General features: G+C 55.8%; 18 protein-coding genes and 3 pseudogenes. 9 read left to right on the top strand and 12 right to left on the bottom strand.

Going from position 1 to position 20,242, the window contains the following annotated elements; genetic code table 11:
- The first annotated feature begins 1 nt into the window (after position 1).
- From kdpB to TKWG_RS15875, 6 genes and pseudogenes are all read left to right on the top strand, one after another.
- Positions 2 to 2,063 (top strand): annotated as a pseudogene (gene kdpB / locus TKWG_RS15890) (potassium-transporting ATPase subunit KdpB).
- A gap of 17 nt (positions 2,064 to 2,080) precedes the next feature.
- Positions 2,081 to 2,647, top strand: a complete 567-nt coding sequence (kdpC, locus tag TKWG_RS15885) for a potassium-transporting ATPase subunit KdpC (RefSeq protein ID WP_014751813.1) — start codon at positions 2,081 to 2,083, stop codon at positions 2,645 to 2,647.
- Positions 2,648 to 2,787: 140 nt separating this feature from the next.
- Positions 2,788 to 3,425, top strand: a pseudogene (locus TKWG_RS22705) (histidine kinase); the annotation flags it as partial.
- Between the two features lie 207 nt (positions 3,426 to 3,632).
- Positions 3,633 to 5,090, top strand: coding sequence for a DUF4118 domain-containing protein (locus tag TKWG_RS15880; protein ID WP_407636933.1), 1,458 nt, complete (start codon positions 3,633 to 3,635; stop codon positions 5,088 to 5,090).
- Positions 5,087 to 5,485 (top strand): sensor histidine kinase, encoded by a 399-nt coding sequence (locus TKWG_RS22700; protein ID WP_014751810.1) that lies wholly within the window; start codon positions 5,087 to 5,089, stop codon positions 5,483 to 5,485. Before TKWG_RS15880 ends, TKWG_RS22700 begins: the two co-directional genes overlap by 4 nt.
- A gap of 2 nt (positions 5,486 to 5,487) precedes the next feature.
- Positions 5,488 to 6,177 (top strand): response regulator, encoded by a 690-nt coding sequence (locus tag TKWG_RS15875; protein ID WP_014751809.1) that lies wholly within the window; start codon positions 5,488 to 5,490, stop codon positions 6,175 to 6,177.
- A 132-nt stretch (positions 6,178 to 6,309) separates the two neighbouring features.
- On the opposite strand, the gene TKWG_RS15870 is transcribed toward TKWG_RS15875, so the two are convergent.
- Positions 6,310 to 7,191, bottom strand: a complete 882-nt coding sequence (locus tag TKWG_RS15870) for a LysR family transcriptional regulator (RefSeq protein ID WP_014751808.1) — start codon at positions 7,189 to 7,191, stop codon at positions 6,310 to 6,312.
- A gap of 153 nt (positions 7,192 to 7,344) precedes the next feature.
- Between TKWG_RS15870 and TKWG_RS15865 the strand changes: the two genes are divergently transcribed.
- Positions 7,345 to 8,343, top strand: a complete 999-nt coding sequence (locus TKWG_RS15865; protein WP_041709586.1) for a Bug family tripartite tricarboxylate transporter substrate binding protein — start codon at positions 7,345 to 7,347, stop codon at positions 8,341 to 8,343.
- 95 nt (positions 8,344 to 8,438) lie between these two features.
- Positions 8,439 to 8,714, top strand: a complete 276-nt coding sequence (catC, locus tag TKWG_RS15860) for a muconolactone Delta-isomerase (protein ID WP_014751806.1) — start codon at positions 8,439 to 8,441, stop codon at positions 8,712 to 8,714.
- A 110-nt stretch (positions 8,715 to 8,824) separates the two neighbouring features.
- Here catC and TKWG_RS15855 read toward each other — a convergent pair whose 3' ends face one another.
- The gene (locus TKWG_RS15855; RefSeq protein WP_014751805.1) at positions 8,825 to 9,943 is read right to left on the bottom strand and encodes a muconate/chloromuconate family cycloisomerase; all 1,119 of its coding nucleotides are present in this window, start codon (positions 9,941 to 9,943) and stop codon (positions 8,825 to 8,827) included.
- 293 nt (positions 9,944 to 10,236) lie between these two features.
- Between TKWG_RS15855 and TKWG_RS15850 the strand changes: the two genes are divergently transcribed.
- Positions 10,237 to 11,202, top strand: coding sequence for a Bug family tripartite tricarboxylate transporter substrate binding protein (locus TKWG_RS15850; protein WP_014751804.1), 966 nt, complete (start codon positions 10,237 to 10,239; stop codon positions 11,200 to 11,202).
- Between the two features lie 26 nt (positions 11,203 to 11,228).
- On the opposite strand, the gene TKWG_RS15845 is transcribed toward TKWG_RS15850, so the two are convergent.
- From TKWG_RS15845 to TKWG_RS24085, 10 genes and pseudogenes are all read right to left on the bottom strand, one after another.
- Positions 11,229 to 11,495 (bottom strand): Ada metal-binding domain-containing protein, encoded by a 267-nt coding sequence (locus tag TKWG_RS15845; RefSeq protein ID WP_014751803.1) that lies wholly within the window; start codon positions 11,493 to 11,495, stop codon positions 11,229 to 11,231.
- Positions 11,458 to 12,279 (bottom strand): 2OG-Fe(II) oxygenase, encoded by an 822-nt coding sequence (locus TKWG_RS15840; protein WP_014751802.1) that lies wholly within the window; start codon positions 12,277 to 12,279, stop codon positions 11,458 to 11,460. The genes TKWG_RS15845 and TKWG_RS15840 overlap by 38 nt, the downstream gene beginning before the upstream one ends.
- Positions 12,266 to 13,033, bottom strand: coding sequence for a 2OG-Fe(II) oxygenase (locus TKWG_RS15835; protein ID WP_014751801.1), 768 nt, complete (start codon positions 13,031 to 13,033; stop codon positions 12,266 to 12,268). Before TKWG_RS15835 ends, TKWG_RS15840 begins: the two co-directional genes overlap by 14 nt.
- Before the next feature lie 198 nt (positions 13,034 to 13,231).
- A complete protein-coding gene (locus tag TKWG_RS15830; RefSeq protein ID WP_050981637.1) occupies positions 13,232 to 14,020 on the bottom strand; it encodes an IucA/IucC family C-terminal-domain containing protein in 789 nt (262 codons plus the stop codon).
- The gene (locus TKWG_RS15825; protein ID WP_014751799.1) at positions 13,992 to 14,807 is read right to left on the bottom strand and encodes an ABC transporter ATP-binding protein; all 816 of its coding nucleotides are present in this window, start codon (positions 14,805 to 14,807) and stop codon (positions 13,992 to 13,994) included. Before TKWG_RS15825 ends, TKWG_RS15830 begins: the two co-directional genes overlap by 29 nt.
- A gap of 36 nt (positions 14,808 to 14,843) precedes the next feature.
- On the bottom strand, positions 14,844 to 15,782 hold the full coding sequence (locus TKWG_RS25280) for a FecCD family ABC transporter permease (protein ID WP_264300314.1): 939 nt from the start codon (positions 15,780 to 15,782) through the stop codon (positions 14,844 to 14,846).
- A gap of 183 nt (positions 15,783 to 15,965) precedes the next feature.
- A pseudogene (locus tag TKWG_RS25275) lies at positions 15,966 to 16,870 on the bottom strand (FecCD family ABC transporter permease); the annotation flags it as partial.
- Entirely contained in the window at positions 16,867 to 17,805 is a 939-nt protein-coding gene (locus tag TKWG_RS15810) for an ABC transporter substrate-binding protein (RefSeq protein ID WP_014751796.1), read from the bottom strand. The gene TKWG_RS15810 and the pseudogene TKWG_RS25275, both read right to left, overlap by 4 nt.
- A gap of 205 nt (positions 17,806 to 18,010) precedes the next feature.
- Positions 18,011 to 19,474, bottom strand: coding sequence for a TonB-dependent receptor (locus TKWG_RS15805; protein WP_202947719.1), 1,464 nt, complete (start codon positions 19,472 to 19,474; stop codon positions 18,011 to 18,013).
- 11 nt (positions 19,475 to 19,485) lie between these two features.
- On the bottom strand, positions 19,486 to 20,004 hold the full coding sequence (locus TKWG_RS24085; RefSeq protein ID WP_202947718.1) for a TonB-dependent receptor plug domain-containing protein: 519 nt from the start codon (positions 20,002 to 20,004) through the stop codon (positions 19,486 to 19,488).
- Positions 20,005 to 20,242: the final 238 nt, after the last annotated feature.

Raw genomic sequence — 20,242 nt, 5'->3', positions numbered from 1 at the left:
CATGAGTAAAGTCTTATCAATGACAGATGGCATTAAACCAGCGCAGGTGTTGCGCGACACGTTTCTGAAGCTGGATCCACGCATCCAGATGCGTAACCCTGTCATGTTTGTTGTTTACGTCGGCAGCCTGCTGACAGCGCTGTACAGTATCGCCGGGTTCTGGTTCAGCGACCGGAGCAGCCACGGGTTTACGATTGCCATTACATTATGGTTGTGGTTTACGGTGCTTTTCGCCAACTTTGCCGAAGCACTGGCGGAAGGGCGCAGCAGGGCGCAGGCGCAAAGCCTCAAGGGGCTGAAAAACAGCATGATGGCGCGCAAATATGTCGATCCGGTACGGCGCGATACGCTCATCGAAGTGCCTTCGGAGACGCTGCGCAAGGGTGACGTTATCCGCGCTGACGCAGGTCAGTTGATTGCTGCCGATGGTGAAGTGATCGAAGGGGTGGCCACCGTGGACGAATCGGCCATTACCGGTGAGTCCGCGCCGGTCCTGCGTGAGTCAGGCGGCGATCTGTGCTCTGTGACCGGCAGTACGAAAGTGCTGTCCGACTATCTGATCATCCGGGTAGTGAGTGATCCGGGGAGAGTCGTTTCTGGATCAGATGATCCGCATGGTAGAGGGCGCCAAGCGCCAGAAGACCCCCAATGAAATTGCCCTGACGATTCTGCTGGTGTCGCTGACCCTGATTTTCCTGCTGTGCGTGACGACCCTGTACCCGATGTCGGTCTATAGCGTTGCCGCGTCGGGCGCCGGCCAGCCGATCAGCGTTATCGTGCTGATCGCGCTCCTGGTTTGCCTGATCCCGACCACGATCAGCGGCCTGTTGTCTGCCATCGGTGTTGCCGGTATGAGCCGCATGATGAAGGATAATGTCATTGCGCGTTCGGGCAAGGCTGTCGAAGCCGCAGGTGATATCGACGTATTGCTGTTGGACAAGACAGGCACGATTACTTACGGAAATAGACAGGCCAGCGCCTTTATTCCAAGCCAGGGCGTGCCCCTGCAGCATCTGGCATGGCTGGCGCATGAAGCGTCATCGGCAGACGAAACACCCGAAGGCAGAAGTATCGTGGCGCTGGCTCGCGAAATGCAGGTATCGCTTGCCGATCCTGCCGGCCAGCGGCAGGTGATACCTTTTACTGCGCAGACACGCATGAGCGGCGTGGACATTGCGAACAATGGCGCCATGCTGCACATCCGCAAGGGGGCCGTGCAGGCGATCGAACAGTATTGCCTGGTCCAGGGCAACGCCATCCCTTCGGATATTGCCGAACAGGTCAGGCAGATTGCGCAACGCGGTTCGACCCCGCTGGCCATTGCAGAAAACGCCAAAATTGTGGGGTGCATCGAATTGAAGGATGTGGTTAAGCCGGACATCCGTGAGCGGTTTGCCCAGTTGCGCACCATGGGGATCAAGACCGTGATGATTACTGGCGACAACCCTTTGACGGCGGCGGCGATTGCGGCCGAAGCCGGGGTGGATGATTATGTCGCACAGGCTACGCCGCAAACCAAGCTGGATATCATTCGGGATTATCAGCAAAAAGGCCATCTGGTTGCCATGACCGGTGACGGAACCAATGATGCGCCGGCCCTGGCCCAGGCCGATGTGGCCGTGGCCATGAATTGCGGCACGCAGGCGGCGCGCGAAGCCAGCAATATGGTAGACCTGGATTCGGATCCCACCAAATTGCTCGAGGTCGTCAAAACCGGCAAGCAGATGTTGATGACCCGCGGCGCGCTGACCACGTTTTCCATCGCCAATGATGTGGCCAAATACTTCGCCATCATCCCTGCCGCGTTTGTTTCCGTTTACCCCCAGTTGGGCGTGCTTAACGTCATGCAATTGCACTCGCCCGAATCGGCCGTGCTGTCGGCGGTGATCTTCAATGCCCTGATCATTATCGGCCTGATCCCGCTGGCCTTGCGCGGCGTAACCTTTCGTGCGCAAAGCGCCGCGGCGCTGCTGCGCAGAAATCTGCTGATCTATGCCGCCGGCGGGCTGCTGGTGCCTTTTGCGGGCATTAAGCTTATCGATTTGATGCTATCGGTGCTTTGACACCAGGAAATTTCATGATGAAAATATTACGTTCAACGCTTGTTCTGTTTTTACTCTTGACCGTTATCACCGGCTTTGTTTATCCCCTGGTCGTGACCGGTCTGTCCTATGCCTTTTTCCCGTGGCAGGCGCATGGCAGCCTGATCGAAAAAGAGGGAAAAAATATTGGCTCTACCCTGATTGGCCAGTCTTTCACGAGCCAGCGCTACTTCTGGGGACGGCCATCGGCCACGGCTGACCAGCCCTATAACGGCGCGTCGTCCGGCGCCAGTAATCTGGCCGTGTCGGGCCAGGCCTACCGGCAACAACTGGCTACCCGCGTCCAGCAATGGCGTGCCACGCATGGTGATGCGCCGGTTCCGATTGATCTTGTCACCAGTTCGGGTAGCGGGCTGGACCCGGAAATCAGTATTGCCGCGGCGAATTATCAGGCGGCCAGGGTGGCCGAAGCCCGCTCCCTGACGCAGCAACAAGTCCAGGACGTGATCCGGAAAGTTCAGCGCAAGCCGGTCATGCTGTTTTTCGGCGAGCCGCGAATCAATGTGCTGGCATTGAACCTGGCGCTCGATCGCCAGTACCCATGAGTGGCCGGTCAACGTCAGGCGCGGGTCTGGCCTCATGTGCAACGATCATGTCGTCGGGCGCAAACGGCGCCGCTGGCTGCCGGTATTTGCATACAATACAGATGTCATAACCGATTCATTCCATTGCATAACCATGAACTATGGTAACCCCATACCGCAAAGACCCTGATCAATTGCTTGAGGCGCTTGCCCGCGAAGAATCCCGGCAGGCCCGGGGGAAATTGCGTATTTATTTCGGGGCCAGTGCCGGGGTGGGCAAGACCTTTTCCATGCTGACGGCAGCCCATCAGGAATTGGCAGCAGGCCACGATGTCGTTATCGGCGTTATTGAGACGCACGACAGGGAAGATACCCGGCAACTGGCCCTGTCGGTGCCGGCCATCCCGCTTGATATCATCCATTATCGCGATCGTGTTATCCGGGAGCTTGATCTGGACGCCATGCTGACCAGGCGCCGCAGATTGCGCTCATCGATGAACTGGCCCATACCAATGCGCCGGGACTGCGACATAGCAAACGCTGGCAGGATATTGATGAATTGCTGGGCGCAGGGATCGATGTCTGGACCACGCTGAATGTGCAGCATCTGGAAAGCCTGAACGATGTCATTAGCGGCATTACGGACATCCGGGTGACCGAGACCGTGCCGGACCAGGTTTTTGATGACGCAGATGAAGTTATTCTGGTGGACATCACGACCGAAGCGCTGCTGGCCCGATTGCAGGCCGGTAAAGTTTATATGGCTGAACAGGTGCCGTTGGCACGACAGCATTTTTTCCGCAAGGGGAACCTGATTGCGTTGCGCGAAATCGCCTTGCGCCGGACTGCCGAACGTATCCACAAGGATGTCAGGCAGTATCGCCATGAAACGTATGTAGAGGCGATCTGGCGTACGGCCGAGGGCATACTTGTGGTGGTGGACACGGCCCTCACGCCAAATGCAGCCCAGGCCCTGATCCGTCATGGCAGCCGCCTGTCCGGCCAGATGTCCTGCCCGATGCATGTGATGTTCCTGCGAGAGGCAGCCAACAGCAGAGGGCCGGCTCGTTCCAATGGCGACTGGCAGTTGTTGTTGCAGCAGGCCGAGCAACTGCAGGCCACAACCACCGAGCATTATTGCAATGGTGATGTGATGCCTGATATTGTCGCCTATTGCCGCAGCCAGAACTTGTCCCGTTTGTTGCTGGACCGATCGGTTCTGCGCCGATATTGGTGGCGGCTTTCTCCGCTGGTGCGCGTTGGGCAGTTGGGACCGGATATCGATGTCATCATTTACGGAGGTGTTTCCAACCGGCAGCGACAGGCAGCGGCGCGCGCGCAGGATCATGCCTTTGCCCGGCGCGAACCGGTTGATTGGGGCAAGGTGGGGCTTGCGCTGATGTTTGTCTGCGCGACCACGGCCTTATTATGGCCGTTTTCATCGATCCTGGCGATCACCAATATCGCGATGTTATACCTGGCGCTGACCATGGTGGTGGCCTTGCGTCTGGGGCGCTGGCCAGGACTGGTCTGTGCTGTGAGCAGCGTTGCGCTGTTTGACTTCTCATTCATACCACCGCTGCTCTCTTTTTCGGTTGCAGATATTCAATATTTGATTACTCTTCTGGTCATGCTTGCCGTTAGTACCTTGATTAGTCAGCTGGCTGCGCAACAACGCTTCCAGGGCAGGCTGGCATTGCAGCAGACGCAGCGGGTTCACAGCCTGTTCGAACTGGCCAAGCGGCTATCGGGATCGCTGCAGAAGGAGCAAATCGTGCAGGAAAGCCAGAAGCTATTGCTCAGCGACCTGGGCGAAGACGTTTTTGTCATTCTGCCTGACGCACATGAATCGCTGTTGTTGCCAGAGGCCGAGGCGGGGCACGAGGCGGCCGGGCTGGATATGGTGGCGGCGCAGTGGGCGTTTGACAATGAGGACAAAGCCGGTTTTGGGGCCGATACGCTGTCTGCGAACGCCTTTCGATATTTTCCCCTGCATGCGCCGGTGCGGATTCGTGGCGTGCTGGCCGTGCGCATGCAAGGCGCGCCCCATCTGCTGTCGCCGGAATGGCAACAGCAACTGGAGATATACGCGCATGTGATCGCCATCGCATTGGAGCGGATCCATTTCGTAGAGGTGGCCAATGAATTTCTGCGTCAGGTCGAATCGGAGAAACTGCGAGTGACCATGCTCAATATTATTTCGCATGATCTGCGCACGCCCCTGACGGTGCTGATCGGCGAGGCCGAGGTGCTGGCGGCCGAGTCGAACGACAACCATGTCAGGCAAAAGGCTGCGATTATTCTGGATCGTGCCCGCTGTATGCACGATATGATGAGCAAATTGCTGGATATGGCAAGGATAGACTCCGGTCAGCAACACATTAGCAAAAGCTGGCAGTCCATTGAGGAATTAGTGGGGGCGCCGTCCGGCACCAGGATGTGTCCGCCCGGGGTCATGAGTTGAACATCAGCATTGCACCAACCCTGCCGCTGGTCGAATGTGATCCGGTGCTGATCGAACGGGTCATCGCCAATCTTGTAGAAAATGCGCTGCGCTATAGCCCACAGGGTACGCAAATAGATATATCGGCCCGTCACCAGGACGATTCGATTCAGTTAATGGTTGCGGACAGGGGTGTCGGACTGCCTGACACAGAAGCACAGCGTGAGCGTCTGTTTGACAAATTTGTGCGTGCCCATCCCGAGACAGACACTACGGGTGCCGGCCTGGGCCTGGCCATTGCCCGGCAACTGGTGCAGTTGCATGGTGGAACGCTCACGGCGGCCAATCGTGCTGGCGGCGGCAGTGTATTTACGGTGCAGTTACCTGCGCTGCCCGTGCCTCCTGTGCTGGAGTAATCATGCAACTGAAACGAAAACTGCTGCTGCTCGAAGACGATGCGCATATCAGAAAAATGATTCGCCAATGCCTGCCGGACCAGGAATGGGAAATTGCCGAGGTGGTCACGGTGGCAGAGGCGATTGAGGTGGCGACGGCGTTTGACCCTGATCTGGTCATCATGGACCTGGGCCTGCCCGATGGCGATGGCAAGAAATTTTTGCGCAGCTTCAGAGCCAGCTCCAATGCAACGGTCATGGTGCTGACCGCACGCGGCCAGGAGCAGGAAAAAGTGTTTGCCCTGGATGCAGGCGCTGACGATTATCTGACTAAACCGTTTAGCGTGGTCGAATTGCAGGCACGCATCCGCGCCCATCTTCGACGCAGTGTGGCTGCGTCACAGCCGGCGCCCAGCCGTTACCAGTTTGGCGATATTGATGTCGATCTGCAGGCGCGCCGGGTTAGCCGTGCCGGCCAGCTGTTGCACCTGACACCCAAAGAGTTCGACCTGCTGAGCCTGTTGCTGGCCAATGCAGGCAAAGTCGTTACACAGCGCAAGATGATGGTTGAAATATGGGGACCGGCTTTTCTGGATCAGACGCACTATCTGCGTATTTACATGGGCCACCTGCGCCACAAGCTGGAACAGGACCCGGCCCGGCCCCGCTATATTCTGACCGAAACAGGCGTCGGATATCGGCTTGAGCTATGAACGCGGCCTGAACGAACTATGGACGGACACCGCTATTGACCGGCAACTGTTCCAGGGCGCTTGCTACTGCACTTGCCGGCGTACTGGAAATTGCGATCGTGATTGCTTGCGGATGAGCCGCAAGCGTCATGTTCATATGGCGGTACGCTTGAACAGACCTATTGTTTGCTGAAGGAATGCCGAGTGATCGTTTTTGCGCCAACTGAGCATAATGGGTGAGGTAAATTCCGGCTCGTCCAGGTTTACATACACCACATCATCGCGATGCAGGCGACGCACCGATTCGGGCACAATCGCAATGCCGATTGTCGCCGTCACCAGGCCAATAGCAGTCTGTAATTCATTGACTTCCTGAATGACCTGCGGGGAATATCCTTTCTGCCTGCACAGATTCAGGACATGATCCGCATAGCTTGGCCGCGGCTTGGCCGGGTACAGAATAAGCGGTTCCTCCATGATGTCCGCGAGCCGGACCGATGCTTTATTGGCCAGCCGGTGCGTGATGGGCAACGCCACAACAAGGGGTTCGTCGGTCAATACCAGTCGTTCGATTTCTTCATCGTTGAGCAGGATGCGCCCGACACCGATATCGATTCGGCCCGATTTGAGCGCTTCAAATTGCTGCAGGGTCGTCATTTCCACCAGCCCGATTTCCACCTGGGTGTTTAACTGGCGCAATTGGCGGATCAGGGCCGGCATGTGTCCATACAGCGTAGATGGGACAAAGCCGACGCCGAACCAGATACGGTCATTTTTGCCGATCCGGCGGGTGGCATTGATGGTTTCCTGCAGGCGTTGGGTCATTTTCTCGGTCTGGTCCAGGAAGTAGCGGCCGGCATCGGTCAGTACGATACCGCGACCCAGGCGCTCGAATACCGCCACGCCCAGCTCTTCTTCCAGCATTTTTATCTGCCGACTCAGGGGCGGCTGGGCAATATGCAGAATCCGCGCTGCCTTGGTAAAGCTCAGCTCCCGGGCTACGCACTGGAAGTAGCGGATTTGTCTTAACTCCATATTCATACCTTAAAAGTATCGATTACGCCAAATATAGTCTTAGACACGGACAAAAACAATACGGATAATAAAGAAAACTATATAACGGCAAGCCGCGCCGGACGCTTCAAAGCGGCCTTGCGGCAGTAGCACAGCCACTTATCGCGTATGGAGATGCAATTGAAACACAATACTCGTCGATTACCCGGCATCAAAGCGGCATGCGCAGCGACCGCCATTGCTGGTTTGTTTGCTGCCACAGCCGCGGCAGCGGCCTATCCGGAACGTCCCATTACCTGGATCGTGCCTTTCCCGCCGGGAGGCGCAATGGATGTGATTGCGCGTACGCTGGGTGAGTCGATTGCCAAAGACCTCGGCCAGCCGATTGTCGTGGAAAACAAGCCGGGTGCCGGCGGCAATATTGGCGCGGCTCAGGTGGCTAATGCGAAGCCGGACGGTTACACGATCATGATCGTGGCCAATGGCATGGCCGTCAATCCATCGCTCTACAAGAAACTGAGCTACGATCCGATTGCAGACTTCGAGCCAATCTCTCTGCTGGCAGACGTGCCCAATATTCTGGTGACACAAGCCACCCGCAAGGACGTCAATTCGGTTAAAGACGTGATCGAGCAGGCCAAAGCCAATCCCGGTAAGTACACCTATGCGTCGGCAGGCGTAGGCACCTCTATTCACCTGGCCGGGGCGCTGTTTACCTATCTGGGAAAATTGGATATGCTGCACGTGCCGTATAAAGGCAGTGGCCCCGCCGTGTCGGATCTGCTGGGTGGTCAGGTGGACTATATGTTTGACAGTATTACGTCCGCCAAACCACACGTTGACGCAGGCAAGCTAAAAGCGCTGGCCATTACCACGACCAAGCGCTCGGCCTCATTACCCGACGTTCCGACCGTTGCCGAAAGCGGTGTGCCTGGGTACGAATTGCGACCCTGGTTTGCAACGTTTGCACCGGCCGGCACGCCTGCCGATGTCATTCAGACACTGCAAAAAGCCATGCTCAAGGCGATGGAAACGGATAAAGTGAAAACCACGTTCAAGACCATCGGCGCGGAGACAATCGGCAGCACACCCGAAGAGCTCAAGACGTATCTGCAATCCGAAACCGTGAAGTGGAAGAAGATTCTGTCCGAAACGGGTATTTCGGCAAAATGACTGTGACGGTCCAGGTCAGCGTGACGGCGTGAGTCGTTGCGCTTGGATGCTGTCTTTAATCGTTGCATTTGTCCCAATAATATCAAGGATCAAATATGTTATTCATGGTAGAAATGGCAGTAAACATCCCTCATGACATGCCTGCAGACGTCGCTGCGGATATCAAAGCCAGGGAGAAGCAATACTCGCAGGATTTGCAGCGCGCGGGTAAATGGCCGCATATCTGGCGCGTCGTGGGCCAGTATCGTAATGTGAGTATTTTCGATGTGCAGGACAACGAAGAGTTGCACAATCTGCTGTCCGGGTTGCCGTTGTTCCCCTATATGGATATTCAGGTAACGGCCTTGTGCCGACATCCGTCTGCAATTTGACGCTGTTCTACGCCGGCACGACGGTTCAGTATCGTACCGGCTATATTCTTTCTATTTGAACCGGCTGCATTCTATGTAAGCCGGTTTTAAATTGCACCCACCGTCTGATCCTAATTGCGTGTATAGAACGCGATCTTGTCTTCATCCAGTGTGATGCCCAGGCCGGGCCCCTGAGGGATCGCCAGGGTGTAGTCGCTATAGTCCAGCGGCGTGGCCAGTATCTCATCCTTGAGTAACAGCGGGCCGAACATTTCAGTGCCCCACTCAAGCCGGTTCAGCGTACAAAACAAGTGCGCTGCCGCGATGGTGGCAATAGAGCCCTCCAGCATGGTGCCGCCGTACAAGGCGATATCGGCCGCCTGTGCAATGCCGATCAAATCCCGCGCATTTTGCAGGCCGCCGGCCTGTTCGATCTTGATGGCAAATACATTGGCGCAATGCCTACTAGCCAGCGCAAAACCGTCCTGTGGGCCCTTGAGAGATTCATCGGCCATGATCGGCACAATACCCAGCGCCGTCAGGCGTTGCAGACCCGCCAGGTTTTTTTCATGAATGGGTTGTTCCACCAGTTCGACTCCGGCATCGGCCAGTGCTCGCAGGTGCTGGGTTGCCTCGGTTTCCGACCATCCCTGGTTCACGTCGATGCGAATGCTGGCTTCGTCGCTCAGCGCGCCCCGGATGGCACGAATGTGTTTCAGATCCTCTTTGGGCGCGCGCATGCCAACCTTAAGCTTGAACAGTCGGTGACGACGGGTATCGAGCATCTGCTGCGCTTCGTCGATATCTTTGCTGGTATCGCCACTGGCCAGCGTCCAGGCAACACTGATCCGGTCATGAACAGCGCCGCCGAACAGTGCATTCAGCGGCACGCCCAGGCGTTTTGCATAGGCGTCGTAGAGCGCGGTCTCGATGGCACATTTGGCAAAGCGATTGTCCTTGATGGCCTTGTCTATGCGCTGGCGCAGGGCTGCCAGACCTGATGCAGGCTGCCCGATCAGCAATGGCGCAAAATAACGATCAATGTTGGTCTTCAGGCTTTCGGGGCTTTCGCCGCCGTAATTGAGTCCGCCAATGGTGGTCGCCTCGCCGATGCCTTCAATGCCATCGGAGGTTTTGATACGGACCAGCACCAGACATTGGTTATGCATGGTGGCCACGGACATTTTGTGCGGGCGAATGGTAGGGATATCAAGAATTTGCGTACTTACTTCTACTATGGTTGCATCCATATCCATTTCCTCTGATAGCGGATTTATAGTCGTGTTCCGAGTATATAAGTGAGGCGACGTTCGGTCTAATATGGAATTTGTTCGCAGGTATACCAAAAAGGTATGGACGTATGAAAGTTGCGCGCAACACGCAAGCAGTGGGAACAGAGGTTACCGGAATATTGCTGACAGCATCTACGGGTAAATCGGGATTAAACAATGGTGAAGCATGCCTTCATAAATCACAGATGGCGAATTTTCCCTGTAGCGACTACTCTGATCTCATAAATCGAACCTACAATCGGGAGACACGAATGAAATTTTTGCAATCAATTCCTTGTGGCGTGCTGGCTACTGTGCTATTGGCAGGTACCGCCAACGCGGCCTGGCCGGAAAAAACCATCACGATTATTGTGCCCGCTGCCCCTGGCGGCACGACAGACATGTCAGCCAGGCTGGTGGGCGACAAAATGAGCAAAACCCTGGGCCAGACGGTGGTGGTCGAAAACAAGGCCGGGGCAGCCGGCATTATCGGTTCGCAGGCCCTGGCGCGCAGCAAACCAGATGGTTACACGCTGGGCATGGGTAATGTAGGGCCTAATGCAATCAACTATAGCCTGTACAAAACGTTGCCTTATAAAAAGGAAGATTTCAAGCCTATTACGCTTGTCATTTCGGTGCCGAACGTCCTGGTTGTCAACAGTGAGACGCCGGTCAAATCGGTGTCTGAACTGGTTGACTATCTTGCTGCCAATGAAGAGCGAAGAACGTTTGGCTCCTCGGGCAAGGGGCAGTCTCCGCATCTTTCTGCAGAGATGTTCCTGCAACGAATTAAACAAACGGCACAGCATATTCCCTATAAAGGTGCCGGGCCGGCGGTATCCGGTCTGCTGGGCAAGCAATATACATTCATGATCGATAACCTGCCCAGTTCCATGCCGTCTATCAAGTCAGGTAAATTCAGGGCCCTGGCTGTCACGGGCGATAAGCGTTCGGAACAGTTGCCCGATGTACCCACGATGAAAGAAGCGGGTATTGACAATATGGTCGTCAATGCCTGGTTTGGCTTGATGGCGCCGGCCGGCACGCCCGACGATATCGTCAGTAAAATTCAACAGGCTGCCAAAGAGGCGCTAGGCAGCGAAGAAATTGTTTCGCGATTCAAATCTCTCGGTGGCACCCCAGGTGGAAATACACCAGCGGAGTTTGGCACTTTTATTAATGAACAGCAGGCTTTATGGGCCGATACGGTGCGTGCGGCGAATCTGCAAATGCAATAGGCCAGGCGACTATTTCAGTTGGCTTATTACTCCTGCGCGGCCTTCCACCTGGCGTACTGTACCGGAAGGCATACCGCGCAGGGCCGGTACCCGGCAGCAATGGCTGTTGCTTCATCGGCAAAAAACACCCGATGCTTCACATAACCGCCGCGTGCAATGGCCTGCAGGGCGGCGCGGCAATCCAGGCGACCATAGATTTTGCTGCGCCTGTGGCCGCCGAATATACCTGGGCGGGTGCTGCACCACGATTTGCCATCAGATCCGGTCAGTGTCCAGCAGCGAGCCCTGTTCATGAGTATCCCTCTGTTCGTTTCCCGGAGCATGATGGAAAAAGAGTTCCAGCCCGATGCGTTGGCCGCCACGTACGCGGCTGATGGCATGTTTCATATTGACACGGTAAAAGCCCTTGTTTCCCTTGATAGGGCGGTGGCCTGTGCTCATGAGTGCAACATCTCCCGGTCGCAGTGACAGGACAAGGGGACGAGACTGCATGCGCGGACGCTGTTCTGTCATGACCAGTTCACCACCACGAAAATCCTGCTCCGGTTCGCTCAGCAGCAGCGCCACTTGTAATGGAAACACAAGATCGCCGTGGTTGTGTTGGTGCAGGCAAATATAGTCTGATTCCTGCAATTGATGCAAATGGGACAGTTGCTGGTTTTGCCCGGCATCGTGATTCGACTGAACAAAGCGCTCCAGTGTGCCGGGATAGCGGTAGGCCAGATCCAATACTTCGTTCCAGCGGTTGGCGATGGGGGCTAGATGGCGGTAGAGCTGTGTGCGCAACACCGCAAGTACCTGGGGCAATGTATTCTTAAAAAAGTATATCTGACCATGACCCAGTTCACCCCGGGCCAGCGCCATGCCACGCAGTTTCTGGTCGCTTATTTGTTCGCTTCGCGAGTCGTTTATCGGGCAGTTCAACTGTCTGGTCAGGTCTCGAACCTGCGCAGCAGACAATAAGCCGGGTAGCAGGGCGCAGCCTTCGCTGTCCAGATCGGCAGCAATGTGTGCCCAATCCAGGTGATCTATCTGCTGTGTGAAGGCGGTCATGGAAACGGGCTTAACGGGCATCATGAAAAATAATCCCCAGTGTGTGGCGCCGGCCGCTTTGCACGACGCTCACGCCGTGGCGCATGGCGACTTTGCGTGTGCCGCCGCGTTTGCCGGGTGCGGGTCGCTGGTTGACGGTGAAGATGAGTGCGTCGCCTTGTCCTAGCGGAATCACTTCAGCGCGCTGGCTGCTTGCGGTGGTTTCTGTCATGACGAACTGGCCTCCCGTAAAATCGCGACCGGGTGCAGACAGCAGAATCGCCACCTGCAAAGGGAATACATGATCGCCATACAGGTCCTGGTGCAGGCAGTTATAGTCGCCTGGGCCATATTGCAGTATCAGCGGGGTGGGGCGGGTCTGACCGGCAGCATGGCATCGGTTCAGGAACATATCCAGGGCAGGCGGATAATGTGCATTCATATTCAGTTGGCGACCCCAGCGATTGGCGATCGTCGCCAGATGCGGGTAGAGCAGATGGCGCAACTCGTTCAGCAATGCGGGTAGTGGGTAGGCGAAGTACTTGTACTCCCCTCGGCCAAACCCATGACGGGCCATGACGATGCGGCTGCGATAGTCTTGCTCCCGATCATAGCCTGCAGCCAGCGCTTCGCATTGCGCTGCGGTCAACAGGCCTGGCACAATTGCATTGCCGTACTCTGTGAGTGAGCATTCAAGTGCCTGCCAGTCTGCGTTGTTGATCGTGGCGGCGTAGGCAGCCTCGGGTTTAGCCCATTGGCCTTTATCCCTCGTGCATTGATCCAGGTCGTTCTTATCCATTTGTTGCTCCAATACGCGGATGCGGCGGGTTCGTTTTTTGCGCGCAGATCAGGGGCATGGTTAATGACATATGCATTATTTTATTGGCAATGATGACAATAAATAAAGTATAAACAGCACGTGCTGGTTTGACACTCCGCTACTTGCGATTGAAATAGGGATAAGAATAATCTGCTGTGACGCGCCTGGCGTCAGGGTTTAGTTTTTCGCTTTTCTGTTGTGCGTCAACGGGCATACTGAGCAGTACTCTGGCGGCGTGGTTGCCCGAAGATAAAAGCAGCAGGTCTTGCGGATCCGGATCAGCTTGTCGTCGCACCGGGTATGTGCAAAATGATATTGGGCTAACGGGTTATCCTTGACGCCGAAAACAGCGCCGGGCGCATGCAGCAAATAGTCAAAGTCTTCCTGGATACGGGCCTGTTTATCTTGCCCGGCGCTGGCGATCATATGGCGCTCGTATTGCGAATAAATGCGCACGGCCAGGTTCTCCCACAAGATTTTGGCTGATACGCCGGAGGCCGCGCTCAACGCTGCCCACACCGGGGCCAGGTTTTCAGCAAACAACTGGCGCACAATACGTTCGCGCCATTGCTGGCGCTCTCCGGCTTGTGGGCGAGTGACGGCCAGGTTTATTAATGGCATACGCGATTGCCACTTGCCGTCGTGCTGGTATTCAAGAACCGTGTTGCCCAGGGACAGATCAAGCCCTTTGTCGAAGACGGTCATTGCATACAGGGCTGCGGCCGTACTTAGAAACGCGATTCTTTTGCCAAGCAAAGAAGCGGTCACCTTGAGTGTCGGCGAGCCGATGATCGGGCCGATTTCACGCAACAGCATGGTGCAGCGCGCCGGGTCCAGCAACGCCCCCATCGGCATCGAACAGGTTGGATGGCGTTGGCGGGCATCAATCAGCATGAACCTTGTGGTCAGGACCTGCCACTGGTTCGCATCAAAGCCATCAGCCCTGGGACGCGTCAGTGCCTGCACTCTGAATTCCTTTGCCAATGGGGATGCACATGGGGGTGCCGTAAAGCGGGTCTTTTACAATTTTACTTTGCAGATGAAATACATCCTGAACCATGGTTGCATTGAGCACCTGTGCCGGATCGCCTTGTGCGTAGACCTGTCTGTTGGCAATGGCAACCATATTGTGTGCATAACGGCAGGCCAGATTCAGATCGTGCAGAACCATGACGATGGTTTTCTGTCTGGTCGCATTCAACTCGTACAACAGGTCCAGCACTTCGATCTGGTGTGCCAGATCCAGGTATGTGGTGGGTTCGTCCAGCAGCAACGTGTCTGTGTTTTGAGCCAGCGTCATTGCAATCCAGGCGCGCTGGCGCTGTCCGCCGGACAGGGCATCTACCGGCCGGTCCTGAAATTCGGTCAGTTCCGTTTGCGCCAGCGCCTGCGTCACGATGGCCTCGTCTTCCCCGGACCACTGTTGCAGCCAGCTCTGGTGGGGAAATCTTCCCAGGCGCACCAATTGGTAAACGGACAGGCCTTCCGGCGCTGCCGGGCTTTGCGGCAAAATGGCCAGCTCGCGTGCTACCGCTGCCGTGGAACGGCGATGGATATCCTTGCCGTTGAGCAGGACCGTACCCTGCGACGGCCGGATCAGCCGGGCAAACGATTTGAGCAGAGTGCTTTTGCCGCAGCCATTACTGCCGACAAGTACTGTAATCTTTGCCCTGGGAATGGCCAGATTCAGCCCGTCAATGACGACCCGGGTATCGTACTTTAGCGTAAGGTCTTGGCTTTCTATAGGATCCATTCGGATTGATCTTTCATAAAAATAATAACATTCGTGCTATGACCGTGAGCGCAGCAGCAAATAGATAAAGAACGGTGCGCCAATGGCCGACACAAAAATACCGGCGGGCAGATCCAGCGGCAAAAACTGGGTGCGACCGATCAGGTCTGCGATCATGACCATATTGGCGCCGACCAGCATGGTCACGACAACCAGACTGGCGCCGGATTTGCCGCCTATTCGCCGGGCAATATGCGGCGCAACCAGGCCGACAAACCCCAGGGCGCCGGTATAGGCAATGGCGGCGCCCGCCAAATAGACACTTAACGCCAGCAGAACCAGCCGCGCCCGCTCCATGGAAATGCCCAGGCCGATAATCAGCGCATCGTCCAGCTCATTGACTGCCAGCGTCCTGGTCAGCGCAACCAGCAATACGGCAGCCGGCAACAACCACAGGCACAGGGTCGTGACCTCATGCCAGCGCGCGCCATAGACACTGCCGGTCAGCCAAACATAGGCGCTCAGGGTCGAGGAGAGCGGGCTGAACACCAGCAACATAGTCGTGCAGGCGACCATCACAGCAGATATGCCCACGCCCACCAGGATCAGCCTTGTGGGTGAAACACCGCTTTTCCAGGCCAGCAGGTAGACCAGCGCGGCGCCGGCAAAACCGCCGGCCATCGCCGCCAGCGGCAGCCATTGCACGCTGAGCCAGGATGTCATGAATGACAGGAAAAATACCGCTGTGGCCGATGCGCCGCTGGTAACGCCGATAATATCGGGTGAGGCCAGCGGATTGCGAATAATGGTTTGCAGCAACAGGCCGGAGACCGCCAGGGCGCCACCGGCCAGCAGCGCCATCAGCATTCTGGGCGCGCGCAAGATGGAGACGATAAAGGCATTGTCGGCAATTGTCCGGCTGCGCAATGCGTCAAAGACTTCCGGCAACGATAGCATGTACTTGCCGGAAGCGAGCGACAGCAGGGCAACGGCCATCGTGATTAACAGCAACAGGACGATCACTGTGCAAGTGCTGGTATTGATCTGGCGTGAATACCAGTTGTTGCGCACGGTCAGCCATTTATCCATGGCGCATCCCCTTTCTGGCCATGTGGATAAAAAAGGGCGCACCCAGCAAGGCAGTGACCACCCCGATAGCACTTCCTGGGGAATCAGCACGACACGCGCCAGAATGTCAGCAAGCAACAGCAGCAACGCCCCGAACACGGCATAGCCAGGCAGCAGCCAGCGGAAGTCTCCCGGCAGAATACGGCGCACAATGTGCGGGACGATCAGTCCGATAAAACCGATATTGCCGGCCAGCGACACCGCGCCGCCAGCCAGCAGGATGACAATGATGCTCAATAGCGAGCGAATGACAAATGTGTTTTGTCCAAGGCCCCGCGCGATATCGTCGCCGGTAACCAGAATATTGATATGTCTGGCCAGTATGAAACTGGCGGCAAAGCCGACCAGCAGATATGGATAGATCGTGAGCACGGCGTCCATTTCACGTCCGGCAACCGAGCCGGCCATCCAGAACAGAATGCTGTCCAGGCCTTCCTGGCTAATTACCAGCAGCGCCTGGGTGAATGATGCAAACAGGGCGGTAACGGCGGCGCCTGCCAGCACAATGCGAAAGGGGCTGCGGCTGCCGAGCATGCCGATGCAATAAACCAGGGTGCCGCGACCGCGGCGCCGGCAAACGCCAGCATCATGAACTGGGTCAGCGAGCTCGACCCGAATAACGGCGCCAGCAGGACAATGGAAAAAACAGCACCTGCATTGATGCCGAACAGGCCGGGAGAGGCCAGCGGGTTGCGGGTCACGGCCTGCATCAGTCCGCCGGCCACCGCAAGGCATGCACCCACGGCAATGGCCACCGTCATGCGGGAAAGCCTGGTGGTGTTCACCAGAATATGGTTGATATCAAGTGGATCGGGTTTAAACAGTGCGCCCAGTACATCCCCGGGTGCGATATAAGTTTTGCCTATCGACAGGCTAAGGATCGACAGCAGGACCAGTAAACCGAATCCGATAGCCAGTGTCAGGACAGCGCCCGAGCGCGTATGCAGCGTCGTCATTGTTGCACACCTGCGGGAGCGTCAAGCAGTTGCTCCAGTTCATCGAGCATCAAATTGGCGCTCAGAATGCCGCCAGCCAGGCTCCAGTAGACGTTGTCGACCAGATATACCTGCTTGTTCTTTACGGCTTTCAGTTGTTGCCATAGCAAATGCCGGGACCAGTCGTCGTAGCGGTTTTGCACGACCCTGCTGTCCGAACGCATCTGCACGAAGAACACGTCAGCATCCATGACAGGGATGCTTTCCTTGCTTGTCAGTTTCATCAGCGGCCAGCCGGACTTTCTGAACGGTTCGCTCCAGACAAAGCCCAGATCGGCCAGTACCGAGCCGGCAAAGCTGTTTGCCAGATAGATCCTGACATGGTCGTTGCGAAAATCCAGGACCGACACGGACAAGGGCCAGGCCGCGCCGAATTTTTCCTGCAGGCGCTTTGTGGTCTGCGCCAGACGCGTATCCCATTTGTCCAGCAACGCCTGGGCGGCGGCTTGACGATGCAATGCCTGGCCGATTAACCGTGTGTTTTCTCTGAATTCGTATATTTCTTCCACCGCCACGGTGGGGGCGATATAGGACAGCAGATCGTAGATTTTTTCATTTCTGAATTTGGAGGCGATGATCAAATCCGGCTTGAGCCTGGCAATATCTTCCAGGCTGGGCTGGGTCTCCAGGCCTACCATGGGTACGCCTTCCAGGTCTTTACGCAGATAGCGATAGACCGGTTTCTCGGTCCATGACTCCACGGTAGCCAGTGGTTTTACGCCAAGCGCAACTGTGATATCTGTGGCGCCCTGAAACAGCGTGATGATTCGCTTCGGGGTCTGGGCAATGGTGGTTGTGCCCAGCGCATGTTGCACAGTGAACGGTGTGGCCATGGCATTGGTGCAGGCCATGGCGAGCAACAGAAACCCTATCAGAAAGGCCAGAGCAGCTCGCATGCCGGTCGCGCCAGTATGTGCTGGCGCAAGCACAGTTGTGCTTGCGCAGCTCCGATACGGTGCCTCCTGGCTTGTCCACAGTTGTAATAGCGCGTTCATTAGAAGTTGACCGAATATCCTACGGTGACGGTGCGACCACGACCCGCAAAATATCGCAGCGGATCAACCAGGCCACTTTGTGAGTAATAGGTCAGGTATTTCTTGTTCAACAGGTTGGCTGCCGATACGCTGATCGTGCCTTTTGGCAGTTTATAGTCCAAAGACAAGTCAACCAGGCATAGCCGGTAAAGTCCGAGTCTTTTTCGTCGAATTTCTGGCTGAACGCATAATTGACTTGCAGGAAGGAACTCAGTTTGTCAGTCCATTTGGCAGACCAGCTTGCCACAATGCGGTTGGGGGCTACATTCAATGCACCCAGCTTGGCATCCAGGCTGCCGTTATCATCGCTGTCATACTTGCCGTGCATATAGGAGTAGCCGATTTTTGCATAGTGCCGGTCATTGATGTGAACACCCAGGCCGGTCTCGATGCCCTGGATCCGCGTCTTTTCCCGTGCCAACTGGAACTGACCATCGACCGGTACGACTCGCGCGCCATATTTTGAATTCGATTGGTAATAGCTCAGATCAAAATCAAAGCGGTCGTTTTTGTAGCGCAAGCCTACTTCGTAGTTGTCTGTCAGTATGGGTTTGAGCGCCTGGAAGTTATCAATAGACTGTCCGGGCGTGTTGATCGAACGCAAGGCGCGACCAACGTCGGGCATATCGAACCCTTGTGAGAAACTGCCAAATAAGGTCAAATTATCCGTTGGTTTATAGACAATGCCTGTGCTGAACAGTCCTTCATTGAATTTGAGCTTTCCACCTTGCACAGATACGTTTTTATAGGCAGCCAGGGTACGATACGACTGCACATCAAGTTGTCCCATTTCGTAGCGATAGCCGGCAGAGACAGTCAGATTGTCCAGCAATTTGTATTCGGCCAGCACGAACGGTGCATAGCTTGTGTATTTGGACTCCGGTACATATGTGCGACCGGTCAGATACAGGCCTTGGTCGCCTTTGTCGATCAGGGTATCAAAACCGCCGGTCAATTTCAGTTTGCCGTCCAGCAGATCATCTTTGGTCAAAGACAGCTTGGTTCCCCATTTATTTGCTTTGGAAACGGACTGATCATACAGCGTGCCCACGGGCGCAATGCGTGCATCCTGGAACGTGCCGGAATTGGCGGCGCCAAAAAGCCCCTCGAAGCGCTGGTTGAACACCATCGCATTCAATTTGATTCCGGCATTGCCCAGGTTGAGGTTTTCGTAGCTCAGGGCCGTGGTCCATACCGTATTGCTTGGCGCCACCCCTTCAGGGGTGCCACGCACCGAGGTGGACGGAATGCCGGCCTCCCGGTCACCCTTGATGCCGATATAGTCCATGCGCCCCTTGATCCGATAATGATTCATGCTCAGTTGCAGCTTCTGGTCGTCATCGATCCAATAGCCCAGCTTGGCCAGAATGTTATAGGAGCGTGAGCTCATCAGATCGCCCTGGGTGTTGTCGGCGGCAATCATATTGTTCCAGCCGTCCAGCGCCAGACCCTGGCTTTCATAACTGCCCGAAAGCAAATACTCAAAGTTTCCACTGCGGCCATTAATGCCATACGTGGTTTTGTATCCCATGCTCTCCGATTTCAATTGTGATGTAGGCGTGGTGGCCTGAATGCCGAAATGCTGATTGATCGTACCCGGCTCCGGCTTTTGGTCACAATATTGATCACCCCGCCGGTGCCGCCGATGCCGTTGGATGCAGTCGCGCCGTTGATGACTTCTATATGATCGACCATGGAGTAGTCGATCGTGTGCACTTCACGCCCAGTCGGGCGCAAGGGGTTCGATTGCGGTACGCCATCAATCATGATCAGGGGCGTTCTGCCTCGCAGGGTTTCGCCACTGCCGTTCATTTTGTCCCTGCTCGGTGTGTAGGCCGGCAGCAAATTGCTCAGGACATTGGATGAATTGGTTGAAATGGCCAGCTGCTGCTGGATTTGCTCCGAATCAATAATGACGATCTTTTGCGGCGCATTTTCGGGGTCAATATCAGAGCGGGAGGCGGTGGCAACAATGGGAGCCAGAACTTGGGGCGCTTCCTGAGCCTTTACAGATGTCGTGGTACATACTGCCGTAATAGCTAATAGAATATTTTTATGCATCAGGAAGATCCGATCAAAGAGGGCGAAAAATTGAAATGAGAATTATTACATAGCTTTATAAATTCTCCGGCCAACTTGCGGCAAACCAATTGAAATACAAGGGTCTGGATGCAATGACTCAGTTTTTCGCGACCCACTTTGCATGTGCCCAGCCGCCGTGTTCAATGCTTATGTGGGCGCTCCCCGGTTGGAGCGCCCAGCACCCCGACTGCGCGGCGCAGGCCATGCATCCAAGCGT

This window comes from Advenella kashmirensis WT001 (assembly GCF_000219915.2).
GTDB classification, from domain to species: Bacteria; Pseudomonadota; Gammaproteobacteria; order Burkholderiales; family Burkholderiaceae_B; genus Advenella; species Advenella kashmirensis.
Note: the sequence above shows the minus strand (reverse complement) of the source record. Positions and strands in the feature narration are given on the sequence as shown.